The 25,551-nt window shown below is 65.0% G+C and carries 22 protein-coding genes; 12 read left to right on the top strand and 10 right to left on the bottom strand.

All coding sequences use genetic code 11. The features are described 5' to 3' along the window. Positions 1-78 precede the first annotated feature (78 nt). Entirely contained in the window at positions 79-291 is a 213-nt protein-coding gene (locus tag ACLB1G_RS07800; protein WP_491626628.1) for a transposase, read from the bottom strand. 351 nt (positions 292-642) lie between these two features. Between ACLB1G_RS07800 and xdhA the strand changes: the two genes are divergently transcribed. The 4 genes from xdhA (at position 643) to guaD (ending at position 7,200) form a co-directional block, all read left to right on the top strand. Beyond that, positions 643-2,133 carry a xanthine dehydrogenase small subunit gene (xdhA, locus tag ACLB1G_RS07795; protein ID WP_491626627.1) on the top strand — a complete coding sequence of 497 codons (1,491 nt, stop codon included), beginning with the start codon at positions 643-645 and terminating at the stop codon, positions 2,131-2,133. Continuing rightward, on the top strand, positions 2,130-4,505 hold the full coding sequence (xdhB, locus tag ACLB1G_RS07790; protein ID WP_491626626.1) for a xanthine dehydrogenase molybdopterin binding subunit: 2,376 nt from the start codon (positions 2,130-2,132) through the stop codon (positions 4,503-4,505). Before xdhA ends, xdhB begins: the two co-directional genes overlap by 4 nt. Before the next feature lie 14 nt (positions 4,506-4,519). After that, complete coding sequence (gene xdhC / locus ACLB1G_RS07785) at positions 4,520-5,641, top strand: xanthine dehydrogenase accessory protein XdhC (RefSeq protein ID WP_491626625.1); 1,122 nt, start codon at positions 4,520-4,522, stop codon at positions 5,639-5,641. Between the two features lie 248 nt (positions 5,642-5,889). Further along, a complete protein-coding gene (gene guaD / locus ACLB1G_RS07780; protein WP_491626624.1) occupies positions 5,890-7,200 on the top strand; it encodes a guanine deaminase in 1,311 nt (436 codons plus the stop codon). 43 nt (positions 7,201-7,243) lie between these two features. On the opposite strand, the gene ACLB1G_RS07775 is transcribed toward guaD, so the two are convergent. Continuing rightward, positions 7,244-8,242: an NAD(P)H-binding protein gene (locus ACLB1G_RS07775; RefSeq protein ID WP_491626623.1), complete on the bottom strand. Its 999-nt coding sequence runs from the start codon at positions 8,240-8,242 to the stop codon at positions 7,244-7,246. A 95-nt stretch (positions 8,243-8,337) separates the two neighbouring features. Here ACLB1G_RS07775 and ACLB1G_RS07770 point away from each other — a divergent pair, with 95 nt between their 5' ends. Further along, complete coding sequence (locus tag ACLB1G_RS07770; protein WP_491626622.1) at positions 8,338-9,276, top strand: LysR family transcriptional regulator; 939 nt, start codon at positions 8,338-8,340, stop codon at positions 9,274-9,276. Positions 9,277-9,365: 89 nt separating this feature from the next. Here the strand turns inward: ACLB1G_RS07770 and pyk are convergent, their stop codons facing one another. The 5 genes from pyk to gcl all read right to left on the bottom strand — a co-directional run bounded on the left by pyk (position 9,366) and on the right by gcl (position 15,820). Beyond that, positions 9,366-10,805, bottom strand: a complete 1,440-nt coding sequence (gene pyk, locus ACLB1G_RS07765) for a pyruvate kinase (RefSeq protein WP_491626621.1) — start codon at positions 10,803-10,805, stop codon at positions 9,366-9,368. Between the two features lie 29 nt (positions 10,806-10,834). Next, positions 10,835-12,103: a glycerate kinase type-2 family protein gene (locus ACLB1G_RS07760; protein WP_491626620.1), complete on the bottom strand. Its 1,269-nt coding sequence runs from the start codon at positions 12,101-12,103 to the stop codon at positions 10,835-10,837. Positions 12,104-12,285: 182 nt separating this feature from the next. Beyond that, a complete protein-coding gene (locus tag ACLB1G_RS07755; protein WP_491626619.1) occupies positions 12,286-13,173 on the bottom strand; it encodes a 2-hydroxy-3-oxopropionate reductase in 888 nt (295 codons plus the stop codon). A 73-nt stretch (positions 13,174-13,246) separates the two neighbouring features. Then, positions 13,247-14,026, bottom strand: a complete 780-nt coding sequence (gene hyi, locus ACLB1G_RS07750) for a hydroxypyruvate isomerase (RefSeq protein ID WP_491626618.1) — start codon at positions 14,024-14,026, stop codon at positions 13,247-13,249. 15 nt (positions 14,027-14,041) lie between these two features. Further along, positions 14,042-15,820 carry a glyoxylate carboligase gene (gene gcl / locus ACLB1G_RS07745; protein WP_491626617.1) on the bottom strand — a complete coding sequence of 593 codons (1,779 nt, stop codon included), beginning with the start codon at positions 15,818-15,820 and terminating at the stop codon, positions 14,042-14,044. Between the two features lie 132 nt (positions 15,821-15,952). Between gcl and ACLB1G_RS07740 the strand changes: the two genes are divergently transcribed. After that, positions 15,953-16,861, top strand: coding sequence for a LysR family transcriptional regulator (locus ACLB1G_RS07740; RefSeq protein ID WP_491626616.1), 909 nt, complete (start codon positions 15,953-15,955; stop codon positions 16,859-16,861). Here the strand turns inward: ACLB1G_RS07740 and ACLB1G_RS07735 are convergent. Continuing rightward, positions 16,858-17,343, bottom strand: a complete 486-nt coding sequence (locus tag ACLB1G_RS07735; protein WP_491626615.1) for a DUF4124 domain-containing protein — start codon at positions 17,341-17,343, stop codon at positions 16,858-16,860. The genes ACLB1G_RS07740 and ACLB1G_RS07735 overlap by 4 nt on opposite strands. A gap of 184 nt (positions 17,344-17,527) precedes the next feature. Between ACLB1G_RS07735 and ACLB1G_RS07730 the strand changes: the two genes are divergently transcribed. The 5 genes from ACLB1G_RS07730 to ACLB1G_RS07710 all read left to right on the top strand — a co-directional run bounded on the left by ACLB1G_RS07730 (position 17,528) and on the right by ACLB1G_RS07710 (position 22,529). Beyond that, positions 17,528-18,280, top strand: a complete 753-nt coding sequence (locus ACLB1G_RS07730) for a DUF481 domain-containing protein (protein WP_491626614.1) — start codon at positions 17,528-17,530, stop codon at positions 18,278-18,280. Between the two features lie 133 nt (positions 18,281-18,413). Further along, positions 18,414-19,628, top strand: a complete 1,215-nt coding sequence (gene purT / locus ACLB1G_RS07725) for a formate-dependent phosphoribosylglycinamide formyltransferase (protein ID WP_491626613.1) — start codon at positions 18,414-18,416, stop codon at positions 19,626-19,628. A gap of 57 nt (positions 19,629-19,685) precedes the next feature. After that, entirely contained in the window at positions 19,686-20,279 is a 594-nt protein-coding gene (locus ACLB1G_RS07720) for a YdeI/OmpD-associated family protein (RefSeq protein ID WP_491626612.1), read from the top strand. Beyond that, complete coding sequence (locus tag ACLB1G_RS07715) at positions 20,272-21,150, top strand: cupin-like domain-containing protein (protein ID WP_491626611.1); 879 nt, start codon at positions 20,272-20,274, stop codon at positions 21,148-21,150. Before ACLB1G_RS07720 ends, ACLB1G_RS07715 begins: the two co-directional genes overlap by 8 nt. Positions 21,151-21,464: 314 nt before the next feature. Further along, on the top strand, positions 21,465-22,529 hold the full coding sequence (locus ACLB1G_RS07710; RefSeq protein WP_491626610.1) for a DUF5694 domain-containing protein: 1,065 nt from the start codon (positions 21,465-21,467) through the stop codon (positions 22,527-22,529). Between the two features lie 106 nt (positions 22,530-22,635). Here the strand turns inward: ACLB1G_RS07710 and ACLB1G_RS07705 are convergent, their stop codons facing one another. Beyond that, positions 22,636-23,607 (bottom strand): aromatic alcohol reductase, encoded by a 972-nt coding sequence (locus tag ACLB1G_RS07705; protein ID WP_491626639.1) that lies wholly within the window; start codon positions 23,605-23,607, stop codon positions 22,636-22,638. 183 nt (positions 23,608-23,790) lie between these two features. Between ACLB1G_RS07705 and ACLB1G_RS07700 the strand changes: the two genes are divergently transcribed. Then, positions 23,791-24,705: a LysR family transcriptional regulator gene (locus tag ACLB1G_RS07700; protein WP_491626609.1), complete on the top strand. Its 915-nt coding sequence runs from the start codon at positions 23,791-23,793 to the stop codon at positions 24,703-24,705. A gap of 13 nt (positions 24,706-24,718) precedes the next feature. Here ACLB1G_RS07700 and ACLB1G_RS07695 read toward each other — a convergent pair whose 3' ends face one another. Continuing rightward, the gene (locus ACLB1G_RS07695; RefSeq protein WP_491626638.1) at positions 24,719-25,531 is read right to left on the bottom strand and encodes a LytR/AlgR family response regulator transcription factor; all 813 of its coding nucleotides are present in this window, start codon (positions 25,529-25,531) and stop codon (positions 24,719-24,721) included. Positions 25,532-25,551: the final 20 nt, after the last annotated feature.

Genomic DNA, 25,551 nt, shown 5'->3' with positions numbered 1-25,551 from the left:
ATCAGTTCCTCCAGTATGACCTTGGCGCGAAACAAAGGCCAGCTACGACGAGGGATATGATCGCACGGAACTAAACACTTAGGTGGCAAGTCGATGGATATAAGCTTCAGACTGCATTAGGAAGGCGTTGAATCCACTGACATAAAGGCGCTGGAAACTGAGACGGTCCGGCAGCAGGAACTCCATCTGCTCGTCCGACAGAGTGAACCAAAGCTGGACCTGGAGGATACGCACCCTGTCCTCGGTGAGTAATGGCGGACGGCAGCCACGCTCACGGCTGGGGTGCGGCACCGCTGATCGACCGCTGCCGCCATCGCCGCGAAGTCAACGTGCCGCTCCAGCACTTGCAGCGCGTCGCCCAGCTTGGTCAGCTTGGCCTCACGCTCCTGGGCGGCAAACAGGCCCGGTCTCATCCCGGCATTGTCGCCATTTTTGATGGGCCTACATCATGTCTCAATGCGGAGCTTTTCGAGGTTCCCTCCAGTCTCAACCTCTTAATCAATCCCGTCATATCTGCGCCACTCCGGCGAATGCGGTATAACCCTCCACGCATACCAAGCATCGCACTAGCCCTATTGGTTGCCCTGCGTGCAACTGATAACCTGCACAAATACCTGCACCATCCATCAGCTCGGAGCATTCATGTCTGACCCAGTTCGTTTTTTCTACCGCGGCGAGGTCCACAGCGTCGCGGATAGCGCACCCACCCGTACCCTGCTCCAGCACCTGCGGGAAGACTTGCACTGCACCGGCACCAAGGAAGGCTGCGCCGAGGGTGACTGCGGCGCCTGCACCGTGGTCGTGGCCGAGCTGCAGCCGGATGGCGAGGTCGCCATGAAATCGGTGAACTCCTGCATCCAGTTCCTGCCCACCCTGGACGGCAAGGCCGTCTACACCATCGAAGACCTGAAGCAGCCCGACGGCGCCCTGCATCCGGTGCAGGAAGCCCTGGTCGAATGCCACGCTTCACAGTGCGGCTTCTGCACGCCGGGCTTTGCAATGTCGCTGTGGAGCCTGTACCTGAAGCAGGAAGGCAAAGCGGACCAGCCCTGCCGCAAGACCATAGATGAAACGCTGTCCGGCAACCTGTGCCGCTGCACCGGCTACCGCCCTATCATAGACGCCGCGCGCCGCATGGGCGAGCTGCCGCCGGTGACCTTCGACCGAGCAGCCCTCAAGGCCACGCTGCAATCGCTGCAGCGCGACACCATGGCCAGCTTCAGCCACGGCGGCCAGACCTTCTACGCCCCTCGCACCCTGGACGAGCTGTGCGCCCTGCGCGCGGAAAAGCCCGGCGCCACCATCGTGGCCGGCTCCACCGACGTGGGCTTGTGGGTCACCAAACAGATGCGCGACCTGGGCGACATGATCTATGTGCGCCAGGTGCAGGAGCTGTTCCACATGCAGGAGGCGGACGGCATGCTGACCGTCGGCGCGGCCGTGTCGCTGAACGATGCGTATGCAGCCATCTGCCGCCATTACAAGGACGAGCTGACCGAGATGTGGCAGCGCTTCGCCTCCCAGCCCATCCGCAACACCGGCACCCTGGGCGGCAGCGTCGCCAACGGTTCGCCCATCGGCGATTCGGCGCCCTGGATGATCGCGCTGGGCGCCGAGATCGTGCTGCGCAGCGTGCACGGCCAGCGCACCCTGCTGCTGGAGAAGTTCTACCTGGACTATATGAAGAAGGACTGGCAGCCCGGCGAGTTCGTGGAGGCGGTGCGCATCCCGCTGCCGCGCAAGGACGTTCGGTTCCGCACCTATAAGCTGTCCAAGCGCTACGACCAGGACATCTCCGCCGTGTGCGCAGCCTTCACCATCACGCTCAAGGACGGCGTGGTGAGCGACGCCCATGTGGCCTACGGCGGCATGGCCGCCACCTCGCGCCGCGCCCCGCTGGCGGAAGCGGCCATGAACGGCCAGCCCTGGAACGAGGAGACCGCGCTGGCCGCGATGGCAGCACTGGCCCAGGACTACACGCCGCTGACGGACATGCGCGCCTCGGCCGCCTACCGCATGAAGACCGCGCAGAACCTGCTGCGCCGCTTCTGGCTGGAGACCGATCCGGTGGCCGGCCAGCCCCTGCAATCGATCAACGCTTTCCACTATGCCGAAGGAGCCGCATTCGCATGAACAGCAAAAACGACGCCTTCCTGAATCAGCCGGAGAAGCAAGCCTGGGCGGCGGTGGGCAAGAACGCCAAGCACGAATCGGCCGAGCTGCATGTGCTGGGCGAAGCCACTTACACCGACGATATCCGCGAAGAACATGGCACGCTGCACGCGGCGCTGGGCATCTCGGCCAAGGCCCACGCCAATATTTTGTCCATGAACTTCGATGCCGTGCGCGCCGCGCCGGGCGTGGTGGCCGTGTACACCCACAAGGATATCCCGGGCACCAACGATTGCGGCCCCATCATCCATGACGATCCGATCTTGTCGGAAGGTCTGGTGCAGTATATCGGCCAGCCCATCTTCATCGTGGTGGCGGACACCCATGACAACGCGCGCCGCGCCGCCCGCAAGGCCGTAATCGAATACGAGGAACTGCCCGCCGTGCTGACGCCGCAGGCCGCGCGCGATGCGCAGTCTTTCGTGGTACCGCCCATGCACCTGGCGCGCGGCGATGCGCAGGCAGCCTTTGAGCGCTCCAGGCACAAGCTCAAGGGCGAGCTGTATGTCGGCGGCCAGGAGCAGTTCTACCTGGAGGGCCAGATTTCGTATGCCATCCCCAGGGAAGGCAACGGCATGCTGATACACTGCTCCACCCAGCACCCGACCGAGATGCAGCACGTGGTGGCCCACGCCCTGCACCGCCACTCGCACGACATCGTGGTGCAATGCCGCCGCATGGGCGGCGGCTTCGGCGGCAAGGAGTCGCAATCGGCGCTGTGGGCGGCCTGCGCGGCCATCGCGGCGGCGCGCCTCAAGCGTCCCGTCAAGCTGCGCGCCGACCGCGACGACGACATGATGGTGACCGGCAAGCGCCACTGCTTCTATTACGAATACGAGATCGGCTACGGCGACGATGGCCGCATCGCCGCCGCCAAGGTGGAAATGGTGAGCCGCGCCGGCTACTCGGCCGACCTGTCGGCGCCGGTCGCCACCCGCGCCATGTGCCACTTCGATAACGCCTACTACCTGGGCGACGTCGATATCCGCGCCATGGCGGGCAAGACCAACACCCAGTCCAACACGGCTTTCCGCGGCTTCGGCGGTCCTCAAGGGGCGATCGCCATCGAATACATCATCGATGAAATCGCGCGCAACCTGGGCATGGATGCGCTCGACGTCCGCAAGATCAACTTCTACGGCCGCAACGACGAGGAAGGCCGCAACGTCACCCAATACCAGCAAAAGGTGGTGGACAATGTGATCCACGAACTGGTGGCGCAGCTGGAGCACGACAGCGAGTACCGCAAGCGCCGCCAGGACATCAACGCCTTCAACAAAGGCAGCAAGGTGCTCAAGCGCGGCCTGGCGCTCACGCCCGTGAAATTCGGTATCGCGTTCAACGTCACCCACTTCAACCAGGCCGGCGCGCTGGTGCATGTGTACACGGACGGATCGGTGCTGGTTAACCACGGCGGCACCGAGATGGGCCAGGGCATCAACACCAAAGTCTGCCAGGTGGTGGCGCATGAGCTGGGACTGGACCTGGACTGGGTGCGCGCCAGCGCCACCGATACCAGCAAGGTCGCCAACACCTCGGCCACCGCCGCCTCCACCGGCGCGGACCTGAACGGCAAGGCGGCCCAGGATGCGGCCCACACCATCCGTAGGCGGCTGGCCGAATTCGCGGCAAGCCGCCATGACGGCAATCCGGACGAGGTGCGCTTCGAGGATAACTTTGTCCATGTGAACGGGCAGGCGATTCCGTTCGCGGAGCTGGTGCAAAAGGCCTACATGGCGCGCGTGCAGCTGTGGTCGGACGGCTTCTACGCCACGCCCGGCCTGCACTGGGACCCGAAAACCATGAGCGGCAATCCCTTCTCCTACTTCGCCTACGGCGCCGCCGTGTCGGAAGTGGTGGTCGATACGCTCACCGGCGAATGGAAGCTGCTGCGCGCCGATGCGCTGTACGATGCCGGCAATTCGCTCAATCCCGCCATCGATATCGGCCAGGTCGAGGGCGCTTTCATCCAGGGCATGGGCTGGCTGACCACCGAAGAACTGTGGTGGAACCCGGCCGGCAAGCTGATGACGCATGCGCCGTCCACCTACAAGATCCCGGCCGTGTCGGACTGCCCGGGGAATTTCAAGGTCCAGCTGTACAAGAACCGCAACGCGGCCGACAGCATACACCGCTCCAAGGCGGTGGGCGAGCCGCCGCTGCTGTTGCCCATCTCCGTGTTCCTGGCCATCCGCGACGCCTGCTCGGCCGTGGGCGGACACCGTTACAACCCGCCCTTGAAGGCGCCGGCCACCAGTGAGGCTATACTGAACGCCATCAGCGCCGTGCAGGAGCGCGCCGCCGTACAGGATGCGGCCGAAGCGGCCGATTAAGCGAACCAGCAGCCATGTCCAACAGCTTGCCATTACAACAAAATGCCCTATTCGCCGCCGCCAGCGAGGCCGTGCCGCGCGTGCTGGTGACGGTGGCGCAGGTGGCCGGTTCCGGTCCGCGCGAACCCGGCGCCAAGATGCTGGTGACGGCGCATCACACCTTCGACACCATAGGCGGCGGCCACCTGGAGCTGCGCGCCATCGAGATCGCGCGCGAGATGCTGGCTGCGGCGCCGGGAAAACTGCAGCACGAGCGCCGCTACGAACGCTTCCCGCTCGGTCCCAGCCTGGGCCAGTGCTGCGGCGGCGTGGTGTTCCTGGTCTTTGAGCGTATCCACGCCCAGTCGGGCGGTCCATCGGGCGCCCATTTCCTTACCCTGGCCCAGCGCTGGCGCGAAGGTCAGACCAGCTGGCGCTTGCTGCCGCTGGACGTGCTGGAAGCGCCCAGCAGCTACGATGGCAGCGGCGTGCTGCTGTCCGGCCCAGGTCCGCTGCGCCTCACACTGCCCGGTCCCGGCGTGGACTGCAAGCTGCGCGTGGACGAGCAAGGCCGGCGCTGGCTGCTGGACGCCATCCAGCCACATCGCCATACGCTGTATATCTTCGGCGCGGGCCACGTCGGCGCCGCCATCGTGCGCGCGCTGGGCGAGCTTCCCTGCCGCGTGGTCTGGGTCGATGAGCGGGACGACCTGTTCCCCGCCATCCTGCCCGCCAATGCCCGCATCGAAGCCACCGATACGCCGCAAGCCGTGGTCGACCAGGCCCCGGCCGGATCGTCCTTCCTGGTGCTAACCTACAGCCATGCGTTGGATTTGCAGCTGTCCGAGCATATTTTGCGGCGGCGCGATGTCACCTGGTTCGGGCTGATCGGCTCCAACACCAAGCGCGTCTCCTTCGAGCGCCGCTTGCAGGAGCGCGGCATCGCTGCCGGGCGCATGGCGGACATGACCTGTCCCATCGGCCTGCCCGGCATCACCGGCAAAGCCCCGGCCGTGATCGCGGTGTCGGTGGCGGCGCAGCTGATGCAGGTCTGGGAGCCGGCCAACGCCCGCCTTGCAAGCGCCCCAGTTACTGCTACAATGGCCGATGCTGCACATCGCAGCGCAACAGAACAACACACCACATGCAAGGTTTGAATTTTATTCCATCGCCTGTATCTCGGGCACCCTCACTCTCCGGCAGCGCCGGGGCGGGAGCGTGCCATCGCCTCTCATTGAGCTAGCCCCGCGCTAGCAATTCACCACCCATCGACCGTCCGCGCGCCTCGCGCCGGGGACCATGCCGCGCGCCATTCCAATGCCTGCGGCGTCTTCGCGCGCGCCCCGCCGGTCCAGCGATCAACCGACATACAAGATAGATACAAGATAGATACGAGGATAGACTCATGGCACAAGCTACCACCTTCGAGGCATACCGCGCCAGCCTGCTGCACTTCAAGGCCGATCCGGCCTACCACACCGATGCCACCGCCTGGCACGAGGATGGCCTGCTGCTCCTCAAGGACGGCAAGGTCCACCAGGCAGGCGACTACGCCGCGCTGGCCACGACTCTGGAACCCGGCACGCAGGTGCACGACTACCGTGGCAAGATCATCATGCCCGGCTTTATCGACACCCACGTCCACTACCCGCAAACCGACATGATCGCCTCGCCGGCGCCCGGCCTGCTGCCGTGGCTGGAAAAGTACACCTTCCCTACCGAGCGCCGGTTTTCCGATCCTGCACACGCGGGCCAAGTGGCCAGCTTCTTCCTCGATGAGCTGACCCGCTGCGGCACCACCACCGCCATGGTCTATTGCACCGTCCATCCGCAATCGGTGGACGCCTTTTTCACCGAAAGCGAAAAGCGCAACCTGCGCATGGTGGCCGGCAAGGTGCTGATGGACCGCCACTGCCCGGACTTCCTGAAGGACACGGCCGAAACCGGCGTGCGTGACAGCGAAGACCTGATCAAGCGCTGGCACAAGCGCGGCCGCCAGCTGTACGCCATCACGCCGCGCTTCGCGCCTACCTCCACCGAGCAGCAGCTGGAGCTGGCCGGTGCGCTGGCGCAGGCATACCCGGACACCTATCTGCAAACCCATGTAGCCGAGAACACCGACGAAGTGGCCTGGGTCAAGTCGCTATTCCCCCATGCGCGCAGCTACATGGATGTGTACGACCATTTCGGCATGCTGCGTCCGCGCTCCATGTATGCGCACTGCATCTGGCTGGACGACGGCGACCGCGCGCGCATGGCGCAGACACAATCGGCGGTGTCGATCTGCCCGACCTCCAACCTGTTCCTGGGCAGCGGACTGTTTGACTTCGAGCCCGCCGACGCGCAGAACGTCCCGCTGTCGCTGGCCACGGACGTGGGCGGCGGCACCTCCTTCTCCATGCTGCAGACCATGAACGAAGCCTACAAGGTGGCGCGCATGGGCGGGACCTATCTCCCGGCGCTGCGCATGTTTTACCTGGCCACCCTGGGCGGTGCGCGCGCGATGCAGCTGGAAGGCGTGATCGGCCATTTCGTGCCGGGCGCGGAGGCGGACTTCGTCGTGCTCGATCCCAAGGCCACGCCGCTGCTGGCGCGCCGCACGGAGCGCACCGACAGCCTGGAGGAACTGCTGTTCGCGCTCGCCATGCTGGGCGACGACCGCACCATCGCTGCAACGTACGCGGCTGGCCACGCCGTGCATCACCGGGACGCGTGACCCGGGCCACGGGCGGCAAAGCTGTGGTCCGATCAGGAGTGAACTAGGCGCGCAGGCGCGGGCGGACTTCGGCCCCTGCCGGCAGCGCGGCGGGCAGGCAACCCAGGCCGGCCAGCGTGGCATGCACCGCAATGTCCAGTGGCGTGCGCGGTTCGCCGCCCAGCACTTCCAGCAAACGGCTGTTATTCATGCGGACCGGCGTTTGCCACAGATAGCGCATCTCCACCAGCTCGCGGAACAACGGCACCAGCGGCGCAGCCAAGCGCATCAGCCACCACGGCATGCGGTTCACCTTGAGGTCCGGCAGCCCGGCGGCGCGGCGTATGGCTTCCACCATGCGCGTGCCGTCCGCGTCCCAGTGGCCGTCCATGTGGAAGCTGGCGAACGGCTCCAGCTTGTCCTCCAGTTCCACCAAACGCACCATGGTTTCGGCCACGTCGGGCAGATACGCCCATTGGTGGCCGACGCCGGGAGCGCCAGGGTAGCCGATGGAGCGCAGCGGCTGGCCCGGTTTGACCAAACCCTGTGCAAACCAGCTGTTGCCGGCGCGCGGGCCGAAGAAATCGCCGGCACGCACGATCAGGGTGCGCACGCCCTCTCGCGCCGCCGCCTTCAAGCGCGCTTCCAGCTCGGCGCGGATTGCCCCCTTGCGGGTCACCGGATGCTGGGCCGAGCCTTCCCGGATATCGGGAAAACTGTCCGGGCCATAGTTGTAGACCGTGCCCGGCAGCAGGATGCGGGCGCCGCTGGCACGGGCGGCGGCGATGGTGTTGTCTATCATGGGCAGCACCAGCTGGCCCCAGTTGCGGTAACCGGGCGGGTTGACCGCGTGCACGATCAGCTGGGCGCCACGCGCCGCGTTCACCACGTCGTCGCGGTGCATGGCGTCGCCCTGCATCCAGTGCAGGCCATCGCTGCCCTTGCTGGCCTGCGCCGGGGCGCGGTGCAGCGCCTTGACATGCCAGCCGCGCGCCACCAGCAGGCGCGCCACCTCGCCGCCCACGCCGCCCGTTGCGCCCAGTACCAAAGCCGTCTTTTTCATGTTTCGCTCCTATCCGTTGGTTGATGGAGCCAGTGTGCCTGCGGCCGAGCTAAAAGAAAATTACTGAAATCAGCATATCCGCTATACTATTTTGTATGAACCACACAGAACCGGATTGGGGTCTATACCGTACCTTCCTCGCCGTGATGGCGGAAGGATCGCTGTCAGGCGCGGCCAGGGCGCTGGGATTGACACAGCCCACCGTGGGGCGCCATATCGATGCGCTGGAACAGGGCTTGTCGCTGTCCCTGTTCACGCGCTCGCAAAATGGCTTCAGCCCGACCGAGGCCGCGTTCGCGCTGCAGTCGTACGCTCAAACGCTGGCCTCCACCTCGGCGGCGCTGTTGCGCGCGGCGTCCTCCATCGGACGCGGAGAGGGACAGGAGATCCAGGGCCGGGTGCGGATCACGGCGGCGGAGGTGGTCGGGGTCGAGGTACTGCCGCCCATCCTGGCCAGGCTGCACGAACAGCATCCAGGCATCGTGGTGGAGCTGGGCATTTCGAACCGCATCGAGAACCTGATACGGCGCGATGCCGACATCGCCATCCGCATGCAGCGGCCGGAGCAGGACGTGCTGATCGCCCGCCGCGTGGGCGTGATCGAACTGGGCCTGCATGCTCACCGTGATTACCTGAAACGGCGCGGCAAGCCGCGCAGCTGGGACGACCTGGCGGGCCACAGTCTGATCGGGGTCGAGCGCGAGAACGCTTTTACGCGCTCGATCAGCGCCCGGCTGGCTGGCGTGGCGCGCGCCCATATCGCCCTGCGCAGCGATAACGACCTGCTGCACCTGGGTGCGATACGCGCCGGGCTGGGACTGGGCATCTGCCAAGTTGGCGCGGCGCGGCGCTATCCCGGGGTGGAGCGGGTGCTGCCCGGCCTGCTCTCCATCGAGCTGGAAACCTGGATCGCCATGCACGAAAACCTGCGCAGCAATCCGGCCTGCAGCGCCACCTTCACCACTCTGGCCGAAGGCCTGGAAGACTACATCCGGGGCGCCGCAGCGCCGGAAGAACCCAGAAAAAAGGCATAAAAAAGCTCTCCACGGCGTTGCACCGGGAGAGCAAACAGCACAGCATCCCGGAGTTTGGAGGTTCCCGGGACCCGGCCTTCGAGAAGACTTCAGGCGGCCGCCGCCTCGTCCAGCGGCCAGATTTGGGCGATGCGCAGCAAATTGGTGCTGCCCGGCTGGCCGAAGGGCACCCCGGCCGTGATGGCGATCTGGTCGCCCGGCCGGCCGAATCCCTCGCGCAGCGCGGCCTGGCAGGCGGAATTGACCATGCGGTCCACATTGCGCACGTCCTGGCTCACGGTGGAATGCACGCCCCACACCACCGCCAGCCGCCGCGCCGTCAGCAAATTGGGCGTGATGCTGAGGATGGGCGCCGAGGGCCGCTCGCGCGCCGCCCGCAAACTGGTGTGGCCGGAGCTGGTGTAAGTCACGGTGGCCACCGCGCCCACGATGCTGGACACGTCGCGCAGCGCCGAGCAGATCGCATCGCCGCTGTTGGCCTGGGGCGGCGGATTCTGGGCGTCGATGATCTGGCGGTAAAGCGGGTCCTTTTCCACTTCCACGATGATGCGGCTCATGATGGACACCGCCTCCACCGGATACGCCCCGCTGGCCGATTCGGCCGACAGCATCACGGCGTCGGCGCCGTCGTAGATGGCGCTGGCGACGTCGGACGCCTCGGCGCGGGTCGGCACGGGCGAGGTGATCATCGATTCCAGCATCTGGGTGGCGATGATGACCGGCTTGCCCTGCTGGCGGCAGGCGCGCACGATGCGCTTCTGTGCGCCCGGCACCTGCTCCGGCGGTAGCTCCACGCCCAGGTCGCCGCGCGCCACCATCACCGAGTCCGACACGGCGACGATGTCATCGAGGGTATCCATGGCGGCGGGCTTCTCCAGCTTGGACATGATGGCTGCACGCTCGCCTATGATGGCGCGCGCCTGCAGCACATCCTCCGGCCGCTGCACGAAGGACAGCGCCACCCAGTCCGCCCCCATGGCCAGCGCGAACTCCAGGTCGCGCAAGTCCTTTTCCGTCAGCGACGGTATCGGCAGCACGGCGTCCGGCACGTTCACGCCCTTGCGGTCGGACAGGGCGCCGTTGTTCAGCACCCGGGTGCGGATGTGGCGGCCGTCGCTGTCCAGCACCGCCAGCTTGACCTTGCCGTCGTCCAGCAGCAGCGACTGGCCGCCCTTGATGGCCTCGAACAGCTCCGGGTGCGGCAGGCACACGCGCGTCTCGTCGCCCGGCGTCGGGTCGCGGTCCAGGGTGAAATCCTGGCCGGCGGACAGCGCGATTTTCCCGGACCGGAAGGTGCCGATGCGCAGCTTGGGGCCCTGCAGGTCGGCCAGGATGGCGATGGGACGGCCTACCTTGCGCTCAACCTCACGCACGATGTTGCAGCGCGCCTGGTGGTCCTGGTGCGTGCCGTGGCTGAAGTTGAAGCGAAATACATCGACACCCGCTTCGAACAAGGCCAGGATGGCCTCCTTGCTGCTGCTGGATGGTCCCAGCGTGGCCACGATCTTGGCCTGGCGTGTGCGCCTCATGTTGGTTTCCCCTACTCGTTTTTGGTTTGTTACAGTATCAGCACTGCGCGGAAGTCATTGACGTTGGTGCGCGTGGGGCCGCTGACCACCAGGTCGTCCAGCGCACTGAAGAAGCCGTAGCCATCGTTATTTTCCAGCAGCGTCCTGGCGCGCAGACCCTGGGCGGCGGCGCGCGCCAGTGAATCCGGGCCGTACAGCGCGCCGGCGTTGTCTTCCGAGCCGTCGATGCCGTCCGTGTCGCAGGCCACGGCGTGGATGTCGGGATGGCCGTCCAGCGCCACCGCAAGGCTGAGCAGGAATTCGGCGTTGCGCCCGCCTCGCCCGCTGCCGCGCACCGTCACCGTGGTTTCGCCGCCGGAGATGATGACGCAGGGTCGCTGGAAGGGCTGGCCGCGCGCCGCCACCTGCCTGGCCATGGCAGCGTGCACCAGCGCCACGTCGCGCGACTCGCCTTCGATGCCGTCGGACAGGATGTAGGGCGTGATGCCGGCCGCGCTGGCGTGCGCCGCCGCCGCTTCCAGCGCGTCCTGGGCGATGGCGATCACGTGGTGGCTGTTACGGGCGAAGATGGGGTCGCCCGGCTTGGGCGTTTCGCCGCGTCCCGACTCCAGGTATTCGCGCACGGAGCCCGGCACCTCGATGCCGTACTTGCGCAGCACGGCGATGGCGTCCTCGCAGGTGGTGGGATCGGGCAGCGTGGGGCCGCTGGCCACCACCGCCGGATCGTCGCCCGGCACGTCGGAAATCAGCAAGGTCACCACGCGCGCCGGCGCGCAGGCTTGCGCCAGGCGGCCGCCCTTGATGCCGGACAGGTGCTTGCGCACGCAGTTCATCTCGGAGATGGTGGCGCCGGACTTGAGCAGCGCGCGGTTCAGCGCTTGCTTCTGTTCCAGCGTGATGCCGGGCGCCGGCATGGATAGCAAGGCCGAGCCGCCGCCCGAGATCAGGCACAGCACCAGGTCGTTTTCGGCCAGGCCCTGTACCATCTGCAGCATGCGGGCGGCTGCCTTGCGGCCCGCTTCATCCGGTACCGGGTGGGCCGCCTCCACCACCTCGATGCGCTGGCAGTCGGCGCCGTGTTCGTAGCGCGTCACCACCAGGCCCGAGATGTCGCCCTTCCAGTGCTGCTCCACGGCGCGCGCCATGGCGGCGGCGCCCTTGCCCGCGCCGATGACCAGCGTGCGTCCGTTCCTGGGCGGCTCGGGCAGGAAGGCGGGCAGGCATTTGGCGGCGCTGACGGCGTCCACCGCGCTGCCATACAGGTCGAGTAAGAATTGGCGTGGATTGAAGGTGCTCATCCGGATGCTTTCGTATAAAAAGAATGTGGCGGCCGCTTAGGCTTGGGGAGTCGAAGCCGCCACATTGCGGTAACTGGTATATCTCGTTAAAAATGGTCAGGGCTACGCGCAGGCCAAGGCCGCGGCGACGACGACAGTGCGCTTGCACGGCAAGGAGCTGCAACGACGCCCTGGCCATTTTTTTATGCTTGGGCGATCTGGTGGTTGGACATGATCTCGATAGCCCGGCACAGCGCCGAGTGGTCCGAACCGCTCAGGCCATTGGCGGCGCAGGCATTCATCAGCTCCTGGGCCTGGGCCGTGTTCGGCAGCGACACGCCCATGGCCTTGGCGCCCTGCAGCGCCAGGTTCAAGTCCTTCTGGTGCAGCTCGATGCGGAAGCCGGGGTTGAAGGTACGCTTGACCATGCGCTCGCCGTGCACCTCCAGGATGCGCGAATTGGCGAAGCCGCCCATGAGCGCGGCGCGCACCTTGGCCGGATCGGCACCAGCCTTGGAGGCGAACAGCAGGGCCTCGGCCACGGCCTGGATGTTCAGCGCCACGATGATCTGGTTGGCCACCTTGGTGGTCTGGCCATCGCCATTGCCGCCCACCAGGGTGATGTTCTTGCCCATCAGTTCAAACAGCGGCTTGACGGTATTGAACGCGCCTTCCGGGCCGCCCACCATGATGGTCAGCGAGGCCGCCTTGGCGCCCACTTCGCCGCCGGACACGGGCGCGTCCAGGTAGTCGCAGCCCAGGGCGTTGATCTTCTTGGCGAATTTCTTGGTTTCGATGGGCGAGATGGAGCTCATGTCCACCACGATGGTGCCCGCGCGCAGGCCTTCGGCCACGCCCTTCTCGCCGAACAGCACCGCTTCCACGTGCGGCGTATCCGGCACCATGATGATGATGATGTCGGCCCGCATGGCCACTTCGGCGGCCGAGGTGCACACGGTGGCGCCGCCTTCGATCAGCGAATACGGCGGGTTCTTGACGTCGTGCAGATACAGCTTGTGGCCGCCGTTCAGCAGGTGCTGCGCCATCGGGGCGCCCATGATACCCAGACCGATAAATCCAACTCGCGACATGATGATTTCCTTTTATGGTGTTGAAGGGATACGCTTGCGGCCACCGCTCGCCGGCGGCCGGCACGGCTCTTCTTTACAGTCCGTGTTCCGCACGCCAGCCCAGTCCATCCCTGGTCGTGGTGCGGGGCTTGTATTCGCAGCCCACGTAGCCGTCATAGCCGAAGGCGTCCAGCTGCGCAAACAGGAAGCGGTAGTTGATCTCGCCCGTGCCCGGTTCGTTGCGGCCCGGATTGTCTGCCAGCTGCACATGCTTGATCAGCGGCAGGTTGGCCTTGATGGTGTTGCTCAGCTCTCCCTCCATGCGCTGCATGTGGTAGATGTCGTACTGGATGAACAGGTTGTCCGAGCCGGTTTCCTCGATGATGCGCACGGCCTGGCTGGTGCGCGACAGGAAGAAGCCCGGAATATCGTAGGTGTTGATCGGTTCGATCAGCAACCGTATGCCGTGCTCCTTGAGCGCCGCCGCAGCGAAGCCCAGGTTGGCGACCACGGTGCGGTGCGCCGCGTCCTGGCTGACGCCGGGCGGCACGATACCGACCAGGCAGTTCAGCTGCGTCACGCCCAGCTGTTTAGCGTAGCTGATGGCGGTCTGCACCCCAGCGCGGAACTCGTCTACCCGGTCCGGATGGCAGGCGATGCCACGCTCGCCGGCGTCCCAGTTCCCGGCCGGGAGGTTATGCAGCACCAGTTCCAGCTTGTGGGCCTGCAGGCGTTCGGCCAGTTCCCGCGCTTCATACGGATACGGGAACAGGAATTCCACTGCCGTGAAGCCCGCTTCCGCGGCCGCCGCGAAGCGGTCCAGGAAAGGAAGTTCGGTAAACAGCATGGTCAGATTGGCGGCTAATTTGGTCATGTTCTTGTCCCTTTCTCAATCGAGCATCTCGGTGAGCGCGGTCGGCGCGTCGCCCGGCTTGGTGGCCAGTTCTTCGAATTCGTTGATCTTGTCGATGTCGGTGCCCATGGCGATGTTGGTCACACGCTCCAGTATCACTTCCACCACCACCGGCACGCGGAACTTGGCCATCAGGTCCTGGGCTTGCTGGAACGCGGCCGGCAGGTCGGCGGCGTCGTGCACGCGGATCGCCTTGCAGCCCAGGCCTTCCACCACCGCGATGTGGTCGACGCCGTAGCCGTTCAGCTCCGGCGCATTCACGTTCTCGAACGAGAGGGAGACGCAGAAGTCCATGTCGAAGGCGCGCTGCGCCTGGCGGATCAGGCCCAGGTAGGAGTTATTCACCACCACGTGCAGGTAGGGCAGTTTGAACTGCGCACCCACGGCCAGCTCCTCGATCATGAACTGGAAGTCGTAGTCGCCGGAGATGGCCACCACCTTGCGCTGCGGGTCGGCCGCCACCACGCCCAGCGCGGCCGGGATGGTCCAGCCCAGCGGGCCGGCCTGGCCGCAGTTGATCCAGTTGCGCGGCTGGTACACGTGCAGGAACTGGGCGGCGGCGATCTGCGACAGGCCGATGGTGCTGACGTAGCAGGTCTCGCGGCCGAAAGCCTTGTTCATTTCCTCGTACACGCGCTGCGGCTTGACCGGCACCTGCTCGAAGTGGGTCTTGCGGTGCATGGTGCGCTTGCGTTCCAGGCATTGCGCTGCCCAGGCCGAGCGGTCCTTGAGCTTGCCGGCGGCCTTCCACTCCGTGGCCACCTCGACCAGCAGCTTGAGCGCGGCGCCGGCGTCGGACACGATCCCGAAGTCGGGACCGAACACGCGGCCGATCTGGGTCGGTTCGATATCGATGTGGACAAACTTGCGGTCCTTGGTGAACACTTCGATGGTGCCCGTATGGCGGTTGGCCCAGCGGTTGCCTATGCCCATGACGAAGTCAGAAGCCAGCAGCGTGGCGTTGCCATAACGGTGGCTGGTCTGCAGGCCGACCATGCCGGCCATGAGCTTGTGATCGTCGGGGATGGAACCCCAGGCCATCAGGGTCGGAATCACCGGCACCCCGGTGAGTTCCGCGAACTGCACCAGCAGTTCGGAGGCGTTGGCGTTGATGACGCCGCCGCCGGCCGTGATCAAGGGGTGCTCGGCCTCGTTCAGCATGGCCAGCGCCTTTTCGATCTGAGCGCGGGACGCCTTCGGCTTGTAGGCTTCCAGCGGCTGATAGGTATCGGCGTCGAATTCGATTTCCGCCACCTGCACGTCGAACGGCAGGTCGATCAGCACCGGGCCGGGACGGCCCGAGCGCATGATGTGGAAAGCCTGCTGGAACACCTGCGGCACCAGGGCCGGCTCGCGCACGGTCACGGCCCACTTGGTCACAGGCTTGGCGATGGATTCGATATCGACCGCCTGGAAATCCTCCTTGTACAGGCGGGCGCGCGGGGCCTGGCCGGTAATGCAGAGGATGGGTATGGAATCGGCCTGGGCGGAATACAGGCCGGTGATCATGTCGGTGCCAGCCGGGCCGGAGGTGCCGATGCAGATGCCGATATTGCCCGGTTTGGCGCGGGTGTAGCCCTCGGCCATGTGCGAGGCGCCCTCCACGTGGCGCGCCAGGATGTGCTTGGCGCTGCCCTGTTTCTTCAACGCGGCGTAAAACGGATTGATGGCGGCCCCGGGGACGCCGAACACCTGGTTCACGCCCTCTTTCTCCAAAACGATTGCCGCTGCCTGCGCTGCTGTCATGCGTGCCATGCTGGTCTCCCTGATTCGATGGTGGCGATGTGATGCTTGCATCGTAGCGGGATAGGGGAAGCTTGATAAGAACACAAAATATCGTTTTATTCGGTACTGAAAATACGGAATATGTGTGGTTTAATCTTATCCATGGACAAACTCACCCAAATCGAAGCCTTTGTGGACGTGGCCGAGAAAGGCAGCCTGGTCCGCGCCGCCCTGGGACAGCACATCACGCCCGTGATGCTGGGACGCCGCATCGACGCGCTGGAGAAGCGCCTGGGCGTGAAGCTGATGCACCGCACCACGCGGCATCTGACGCTCACCGAGCAAGGCACGCTGTACCTCGACCATTGCCGCAAAATCCTCGCGGATCTGGGCCATGCGGACCGCATGGTGTCGGAAGGCCGCCATCGCGCCACCGGCCACCTGATCGTGTCGGCTCCGGCCGCCTTCGGCCGCAAGCACGTTGCGCCGCACGCGGCGGGCTTCGTGCGCGCCCATCCGGACGTGCAGATTTCATTCAACCTGACCGACCGCGTGGTGGACCTGGTGCGGGACGGCTACGACGTGGGCATACGCATAGGCGGCGCCATCGATCCCAGCTTCGTGGCGGTCAAGCTGGCCAGCAACCGGCGCGTGGTGTGCGGCACGCCGGAATACTTCGAGCGCAACGGCATCCCGCGCACGCTGGACGACCTGGCGCACCACAACTGCCTCGCTTTCAACCTGCAAGGCGGACAGCAGCGCGGCTGGTACTTCCAGGACCAGGGCAAACAGGTGACGATACGGGTGGAAGGAAATTTGAACTGCAACGACGGCGAATTGCTGCACCGCTGGGCCACCGAGGGGCTGGGGCTGGCCTGGCGCTCGTCGTGGGAAATCCAGGCGCAGCTGGCGTCCGGCGAGCTGATCACGGTGCTGGACGACTACGCGCTGCCGCAATACGACATCATGGCGGTGTATCCTCAGCAGCGCCACCTGCCGGCCAAGGTGCGCTTCTTCATCGATATGCTGAAGGATATCTACAGCAAGCCGGCCTACTGGCTGAATGCCTAGCGGCTGGCCATTGCCACCTGGCGGCGCAGGCCGTCCTGCATCACCATGGTGCTGCGCGCGGCCTGCAGGGTGGCGGCATCCAGGCTGACCGCGCGTTTGGGAACGGGGCGCGGCAGGCTGGCCCACGGGCTGCGCACGTCGCGCACGGCGATGGACAGATCGTTGCCGTGGATGCGTTCACCGCTGCTGCTCAATTGTGGTTCGCCAGTGGCCAGCGTGACGCCTTCCCGCGCGGCGCCTTCCCGCGCGGCGCCTTCCCGCGCGGCGCTTTCCTGCGTGGCGCCTTCCCGCGCCGGGCTTTCCTGCACGGCGCCGGACTGCAGGCCGGATGCGCCAAGCGGCGTGGCATTCGGACCGGCGCACGGCGCATCGGTGAAGGTCACACGGCCTGCGGCGTCCACGCATTTGTTGATATCGGCATTGGCGCCTGCGGCGCAGGCCAGCAGCGCGCCAGCCATCAGCAGTTGATAGGTTTTCATCATGCAGCCCTCCCCTGTGGATGGCTAGATGATGCGGCGCGCGCGGCCCGGGTTCTGTGCGGATGTTCACCAACCCGTGTAGGCGGGGAACCCGTTTCAAAGTGTAAGCGTGCGGGGCAGGCGTTATCGTGAAGGTTACAATATCGTTTCCACAGTAACGAAACGGCCCAGTTTTTTGCCCATGCGGATGAAATCCCTCACCATGCTGGCGGCGGCCCTTGCCCTCGCCCACCCGGCGGTCCACGCCGATTCCATCGAACCCACCAACGCCCACGGCTGGAACACGTCCGCTGAACTGGGCGCCATCACCACTTCCGGCAACACGGTCGGTACTTCCGTCACCGGCAAGATCGACGCCAAGCAGGAACTCCCCGACTGGAGCAACGAATACATCCTGGCCGGTTACTTCAAGGACGAGGAAGTCACCCTGGACGATGGCGAAAAAACCCGCGAGCGGTCGGCCCAGCGCTATTCGGCATCGGCCAAGGCCGCGTTCAAGCTGCTGCAGCCGGGCGACAAGCTGTTTGGCCTGGTCACCCACGTGGACGACCGCTTCGGCGCCTACACCCGCTACTCCACCGTGGGCGTCGGTTATGGCACCCAATGGTACAAGACCGACACCCGTTCGCTGGACGTGGAGCTGGGCCCCGGCTACTTCCATGGCGCCCGTCCTGCAGGCGAAATCGAAAGCGGCATGACCATACGCGGCGCCGCCAACCTGAAATGGAAGCTCAGCGACAGCGCGCTGTTCACCCAGAACGTGAGCGTGGAACGGGGCACCTCCAACATCCACTCGCTGGCCGAGACGGCGGTACGCACCAAGATCAACAGCACCATGCAGATGAAGGCCGCCTTCAGCGCCCGCAACGACACCAACGTCCCTGCCGACAAGAAGAACACGGATACCCAGACTTCCGTGACCCTGGTCTACTCGTTCTGAACCGCGGCGCTCCCTCAGCGCCCATTCAGCACCCACGCGGCGCTGTCCAAAGCGGTGGCATTTTGCTATAGTCGGCCCGCGCGCCGCGCATCATGGCGGCGCGGCCCTTTCACCGCACTTTCTGGATTCCGCCATGACCACCACACCCCGCACTTTCGGTACGCCGCTCTCTCCCAACGCCACCAGGGTCATGCTGCTGGGATCAGGAGAACTGGGCAAGGAAGTCATCATCGCGCTGCAGCGCCTGGGCGTGGAAGTGATTGCCGTGGACCGCTACCCGAACGCGCCGGGCCACCAGGTCGCACACCGCGCCCACGTCATCAGCATGACGGACGGCGCCGCACTGGCTGCGCTCATCGAGCAGGAGAAACCCGACCTGATCGTGCCCGAGATCGAAGCCATCGCCACCGATACCCTGGCTGCGCTGGAGCAGGCGGGCAAGATCACCTGCATCCCCACCGCGCGTGCGGCCCAGCTGACCATGAACCGGGAAGGCATACGCCGCCTGGCCGCCGAGACACTGGGCCTGGCCACCTCGCCCTACCGCTTCGCCAGCAGCCTGGAAGAACTGCAGGCCGCCTGCGCCGAGATCGGCTTCCCCTGCGTGGTCAAGCCTGTCATGTCCTCCTCCGGCAAGGGCCAGTCCAAGCTGGATGGCGCGCATGAAGTGCAAGCGGCCTGGGACTACGCCGCCGCCGGCAGCCGGGTCGATTCCGGGCGCGTGATCGTGGAAGGCTTTATCAACTTCGACTATGAAATCACCCTGCTGACGGTGCGCTCCATCGACGCCGACGGCCAGGTACAAACCCAGTTCTGCGAGCCGGTCGGCCACGTGCAGGTCAAGGGCGACTACGTGGAATCGTGGCAGCCTTGCCGCATGCATCCGCTGGCGCTGGAACGGGCCCAGGACATCGCCCGCAAGGTCACCGGCGACCTGGGCGGCCTGGGCCTGTTCGGGGTCGAGCTGTTCGTCAAGGACGAGATGGTGTGGTTCTCCGAAGTGAGCCCCCGTCCGCACGATACCGGCATGGTGACCATGGCGACCCAGGTGCAAAGCGAATTTGAGCTGCACGCCAAGGCCATCCTGGGCCTGCCGGTCAACGTGGCGCTCAAGTCCCCGGGCGCCTCGGCTGTGATCTACGGCCAGCACGAGGCGGCCGGCATCGCCTTCGAAGGGGTGGCGCACGCGCTGCAAGTGCCCGGCAGCGATATCCGCCTGTTCGGCAAGCCGGAATCGTTCGAGCGCCGGCGCATGGGCGTGGCCCTGGCCACCGCCGATGATGTGGAAACGGCACGCGAGCGCGCCAAGGAAGCTGCCTCGCGCGTCAAACCCGTGCTTCCACGATAAGCCGCTTTCGGTTCCGCAGGTGCGGCATCCGATACCGAGACTACAAGGAGACTTGGTGTGAGCACAGCTACTGAACATCCCACCGTCAGCGCATGGCTGGCCAAGGCCAACAAGTGGCAGGACGAATATACACGCCTGCGCGCAATTGCCTTGTCCAGCGGGCTGACCGAAGACTTCAAGTGGGGCAATCCTTGCTACACGCTGGACGGCCAGAACGTGGTCCTGATCCACGGCTTCAAGGAATATTGCGCCTTCCTTTTCTTCAAGGGTGCGCTGATGCAGGATCCCAAGGGTATCCTGATCCAGCAGACCGCCAACGTGCAATCGGCGCGCCAGGTGCGCTTCACCAGCGCGCAGCAGATCGACGGACTGAAAAAGACGCTGAAGGCTTACATCAAGGATGCCATCCAGGTCGAGCAGTCGGGCGCCAAGGTGGAATTCAAGAAGACCACGGAATTCACAGTACCGGAAGAATTCCAGAGCCGGCTGGATGAGGACCTGGCGCTGCGTGACGCTTTCCAGGCCCTGACGCCGGGTAGGCAGCGCGCCTATCTGCTGCACTTCTCGTCGGCCAAGCAGTCCAGCACCCGCGTGGCCCGCATCGAGAAAAGCATACCCATGATTTTTGCAGGAAAAGGTTTGAATGACTAAGGTGTTGGACCGGCTGCCGCCGCGCCGGGCGGTGTTTTCCGCCGAAGAAGCGGAGGCCCAGCGGGAGGAACGCGAGCGCAAGGAGGCCCATATACGCGGCGTGGACTCCATCCCCGCCATGCGCGAGGCCATCAAGCAGGCCAGCCGCCGCGCGCCTGTCATCACCGAGGTGCCGCGCCTGCGCAAGCCCGATGCGGCAGCCTTCCGCCGGCAAGCCGCCATCGGCTTGCCCTTCCTGATTGACGGCATCGTCCAGCGCTGGCCGCTTGCTGCGCTGCCGCCGTCCATCCTGCGCGAGCAATACGGCCACATGCCGGTGCGGGCGCGCGTGGGCGACTACATCAACACCGCTTTCGCCGCCGACCGCGCCATGCAGGACATGGCGATGGCCGAGTATCTGGACCTGGTCGATACCTGGAGCGCCCCGCTGCCGCCCTATCTCGGCAACCTGGAGCTGCGCGAGCTGAACAGCCTGTGCCATTGGCCCGGCTACTTCGGGAAAATGGGCCCGGCGCGCTTCTGGGTCGGCCCGGAAGGCACCTGCACCCCGCTGCACTGCGACTACGACGACAATATCTTCGCGCAAGTCTGGGGCACCAAGCGCATCTGGTTGGCGCCCGCGCACCATGATGAATACCTGTACACCTGGCAGGCCAACTCGCTGCTGTACGGGTCACATTTCAATCCTGAGGCGCCGGACTACGACAAGTATCCGCTGGCGCGCCAGGCGGCGCTGATCGAATGCGTGGTCCAGCCGGGGGATATGCTGTATGTGCCGGCCGGGTGGTACCATCAGGTCAACGCACTGACATTTTCACTGTCGTCCAACCGCTGGGCCAGGAGCGTGCCGTTTGCCCTGGCCGGAAAATAGGGGAGCGGCATGCGGCTCTCCCTCCAGGCTACCGCGTTGCTGGCCTGTTTGTGGAAGTGATTCACGCTGCGCTGGAAGCGGATACATCTCGCAGGGTTCTTCTACGAGCCGGGATTGGAGGCGCTGGCACGGCCGTATTCCCGCGCCGCGATCTATCTGTCCGCGCTGGGCGTCGTGATGCATGAGTTTACTGCGTTCAACAAGCGAAACTGACAGTTCGCCCCCTGAAATCAACCGCATATCGCATGAAGGCCCGCTGTTGGGGCGGCATGGATTATCTTCATGAATCCGACTACCCCCCCCCAGGAGACCTCATGACGCGCTTGTTCATCACCGCTTTGCTCGCCGCCACCGTACACGGCCCCGTCCTCGCCGGCCCGGACTTTTCACCGGGCGCATACAAGCTGCAGCGGGGGACCAGCAACGAGGCGATGGTGCTCGGCACCCCACATCTCTCCGGATTGCCCAAGTCTTTTGATACTGCCAACCTCGGACTGCTGCTGGACCGGCTGGCGGAATGGCGGCCACAGGCAATCGCCATCGAGGCCTTGTCCGGCATGCAGTGCGCTTACCTACGGTCCTATCCACAGCGCTACCGCGATTCCATAGCGCCGTATTGCTGGGATCCCGCGCCCGCGACGTCTGCGACCGGGCTGGAGGTCCCGGCCGCCAACGCCAGGGCCGCCGAGCTGCTGGCGGCGTGGCCGGCATCGCCCTCGCCTGCCCAGCGGCGCACGCTGGCCTCGGTGTTCCTGGCCGCTGGAGAGCCCAGTTCCGCGCTGGTACAGTGGCTGCGCCTGCCGGAATCCGAGCGCCACGCCGGCGACGGCTTGAATGACAGCCTGGTCGCCGTGCTGGAAAAACTACGCCAGCGCCGCAACGAAGACAACCTGGTGGCGGCGCCGCTGGCCGCCAGTCTGGGGCTGGAGCGCGTCTACCCCATGGACGATCACACCTCCGACGCAGCCAGCGCGGACGAGAAAGCGGCCGGTGAGGCCATCATGAAGGCCTGGGACAACCCGTACACGGCGGCACGCCGCAAGCAGGATGATGAATTGCGCAGCAGCCTGACCAGTCCAGCCAGCGTGGTCGCCATGTACCGCGCCTACAATGCGCGCGGCACGGCCGAGCAAGCCTTCCACAGCGACTTCGGCGCCGCGCTGGAGGAGCCCTCCCCGCAGCGCTACGGACGCAGCTACGTCGCCTACTGGGAGGTGCGCAACCTGCGCATGGCGGCCAACATCCGCGAGGTGATGCTGGACCGCCCCGGCATCCGCACCCTGGTCATCGTGGGCGCTTCCCATAAGGGGTATCTGGAAGCGTATCTCGACCAAATGCATGACGTGCGCATCGTGAGCACAGAGCAGGTGCTGCGCTGATACAAGCCCGACTCGCCAATTGTATCCGGCTCTGAAGAAAGCATCGCGGTCGCGGTGTCACCAACACATGTTAATTGACACAGGGGGAAGCGGAGACATATAAATATCAGAACTGATGCGGCGCAAGCGGCTTGGCCGGATCGAAGGAAACCAGGTTTCCTTCGATCCACGAAGCAACGTCGGTGACCGCCATGCCGCGCCGGCTGTTGAACGTCGCATTCTTGTCCCAAGCGACACCGCGTCCCTGGGCAAATGCGGCACGGTACTTGCGCATCATCTTGCCCGGCTCGCGTTCCAGCTCGGCCAGCAAATACTCCTCGCTCCATTCCGAACGCCGAAACGGACGGCCCAGGCCCGATTCCAGCTTATCGGCGACTTCTCCATACGTCACGGTGTCGCCGGCCAGATAGATGATCTCATTGCGGATGCGAGGCATTGCAAACATGACCTCCGCGGTCAGCGCGCCGATATCGTCAGGAGTCGTCAGCGTCACAGCGGTGTCGAGGCTGCCCAGTGCATGGACTGCGTCGTTTTGCAGGTCTACCACACCGAATTCGGGCTCGAACAGATAGCTCATGAACATGCCCGTAGAGATGATCACCCATTCGGTCTGATGCTGGCTTCGCAACAAGTCCCGCACGTCCAATTGCGCGTCGAATACGTCTTGTGGGCTGCCGCGACCGATGACGTCGAAATCGACCCCGAACTGCCACGGAAAATACCTGGGGATTCGAGCCTGCAGGGCAGCGTGGGCCAGTTTCATGGGCGTGTCGATGCCGGCCGCATAACCGGCGCAGCCGACGACGGTGTCGTATTGTGCAAACACGGCAGCCAGCTCGTCAACCGAGCTCTTCACCAGGTCGCCTGTCACTATCCCCAGATCCCGAAGCTCGGCGATAGTGCGCCGCTTGTCCTGGGCCTTGGACTCGACGGTACTGGCGCGCAGCAGGACGCTGATCCTCACGCCGTCCATGCCCCTGGCGCGGCGCGCCAGACTGCGCAGCACCGGCAATCCGAGTTCCCCGGCGCCGAGCACGAGAATGTTACGGGACGGTGTGTCAGGTTCGGCCTCGTTCATCGATGCCGGGACTCGCGGTGCTTGGACTTGATTGGACATGGTTGAGTTCTCCTTGTGGTGTGATATCTGCACTGTAGCGACCGGACCTGTGCGAAAAAAGTAGCCGCCAAGGTTTTCAACATACCGAAAAGGCGAATAATCATGGGTTATAGTGCGGTTTTTGTATCGCTATGAGGACTATTCATGGACCGCGTACAAGCAATGCAGGTATTTATACGCGTGGTCGAAAGCAGGAGTTTTGTACGCGCGGCGGAGACCCTGGGCTTGCCGGCGTCATCAGTGACCGGCCTGATCAAGAGGCTGGAACAGCATTTGCAGACCCGTTTGCTCAACCGTTCCACCAGGAACCTCAGCTTTACACCGGAGGGTGAGCGCTACTTTTACCGCTGCCGCGAAATTCTTGAATTGATAGACGATACGGAATCCGGCCTGCGCGGCGCCGGTGAGCGCCCACAGGGAAGACTGAGGGTGGATGTACCCGGAGGCATAGCCCATGGCATCATCCTTTCCCGACTGGAACAATTCCAGAAACGTTATCCCGGCATCTATCTGATGATCGGCATAAACGACCGCCAGGTGGACCTGGTACAGGATGGCGTGGATTGCGTGATCCGTACTGGGAGCCTGAATGACTCCACGCTGGTGGCGCGCCGCTTGGGCGAGTTGCGCTGGATCACCTGTGCGGCGCCATCTTACCTGGAAGACATGGGAATTCCTGCGGATCTGGCGGATTTGCAGCGTCACCGGGCGGTTCATTACTTTTCCAGCAACACGCGGCGAGGTGGCGAACTGCATTTTCTGGATGCTGGAAGCAGCGTCAGCGTTCCTGTGCACGGTACGGTTGCAGTCAACGAAACCGGGCTGTACATCAAGCTAGGGATCCGAGGGCTGGGCCTCATGCAGCTGGCCGAAATACTGGTAGCGGACCAGCTGCGCACCGGCACATTGGTCGAGGTGCTTGCGCACATGCGCCCTGCACCCGTGCCGGTATCACTGGTCTACCCGCATCACCGTTTTCTCTCACCGGCCATGCGGGCCTTCGCCGATTGGACAGCCGAGTTGTTCAACAATGCCGGCGCGGGCGCAAGCCGGCGCTGACCGGGCAGGCCGCCTACATCTGTTTGAACAACTCCACGTAATTCCGGCTCACCACCAGCTCATCCTTGCGGCCCTTGAGGCGCACCATGAGGCGGCCGCGGAAATCGTGGCGGGTACCGGCGATGTGGCGGGCGGCGACGATCACGCTGCGGTGGATTTGCCAGAACTCGTCCGGGTCCAGCTGTTCGCGCAGCTTGCTGAGCGGGGTGCGTATCAGGCTTTCGCCATCGGCCAGGAACACGCTGGTATATTTGTCGTTGCTCTCGAAGTAGATCACTTCTTCGATGGGGATCAGGCGCACCTCTTCGCCGTGGGCGGCGCGTATCCAGCGCAGCGGTGCGACCGGCGGCGGGACCGCAGGGGCCGCAGGGGCGGCAGGGGCGGCGGCGGCCAGCGCCTGCGGCGCTACGCCCAGCTGCTGCAGCAGCGCCTGCAGCACCGGGGCCGAAATGGCCGGCGCCGCAGGCGCTGCAGCGGCGCCCTGCGCCGCACGCGCCGCCAGCGCCTTTTTCAGCTTGTCCACCGTGCGCGCCAGCCGCTCCTGGGTGGCCGGCTTGAGCAGGTAATCGACTGCCGAATGTTCGAACGCGTCCACCGCATACTGGTCGTGCGCCGTGACGAATACGATCTGCGGCGGATGCTCGCCACCCACCAGCTTTGCCGCCACATCGAGCCCGGTAAGGCCGGGCATGCTGATGTCCAGGAAGGCCACGTCCGGCGCTTCCTCGTCAATCAGGCGCAAGGCGTCCAGGCCGTTGGCGGCGCGGGCGACGATGCGCAATTCGGGCCAGGCGGTTTTCAGCTGGGTTTCCAGGTAGTCGCGCAGATGGGCTTCGTCATCTGCGA

The organism is Duganella kummerowiae (assembly GCF_053572355.1).
This window is presented reverse-complemented; position numbering and strand designations above follow the sequence as displayed.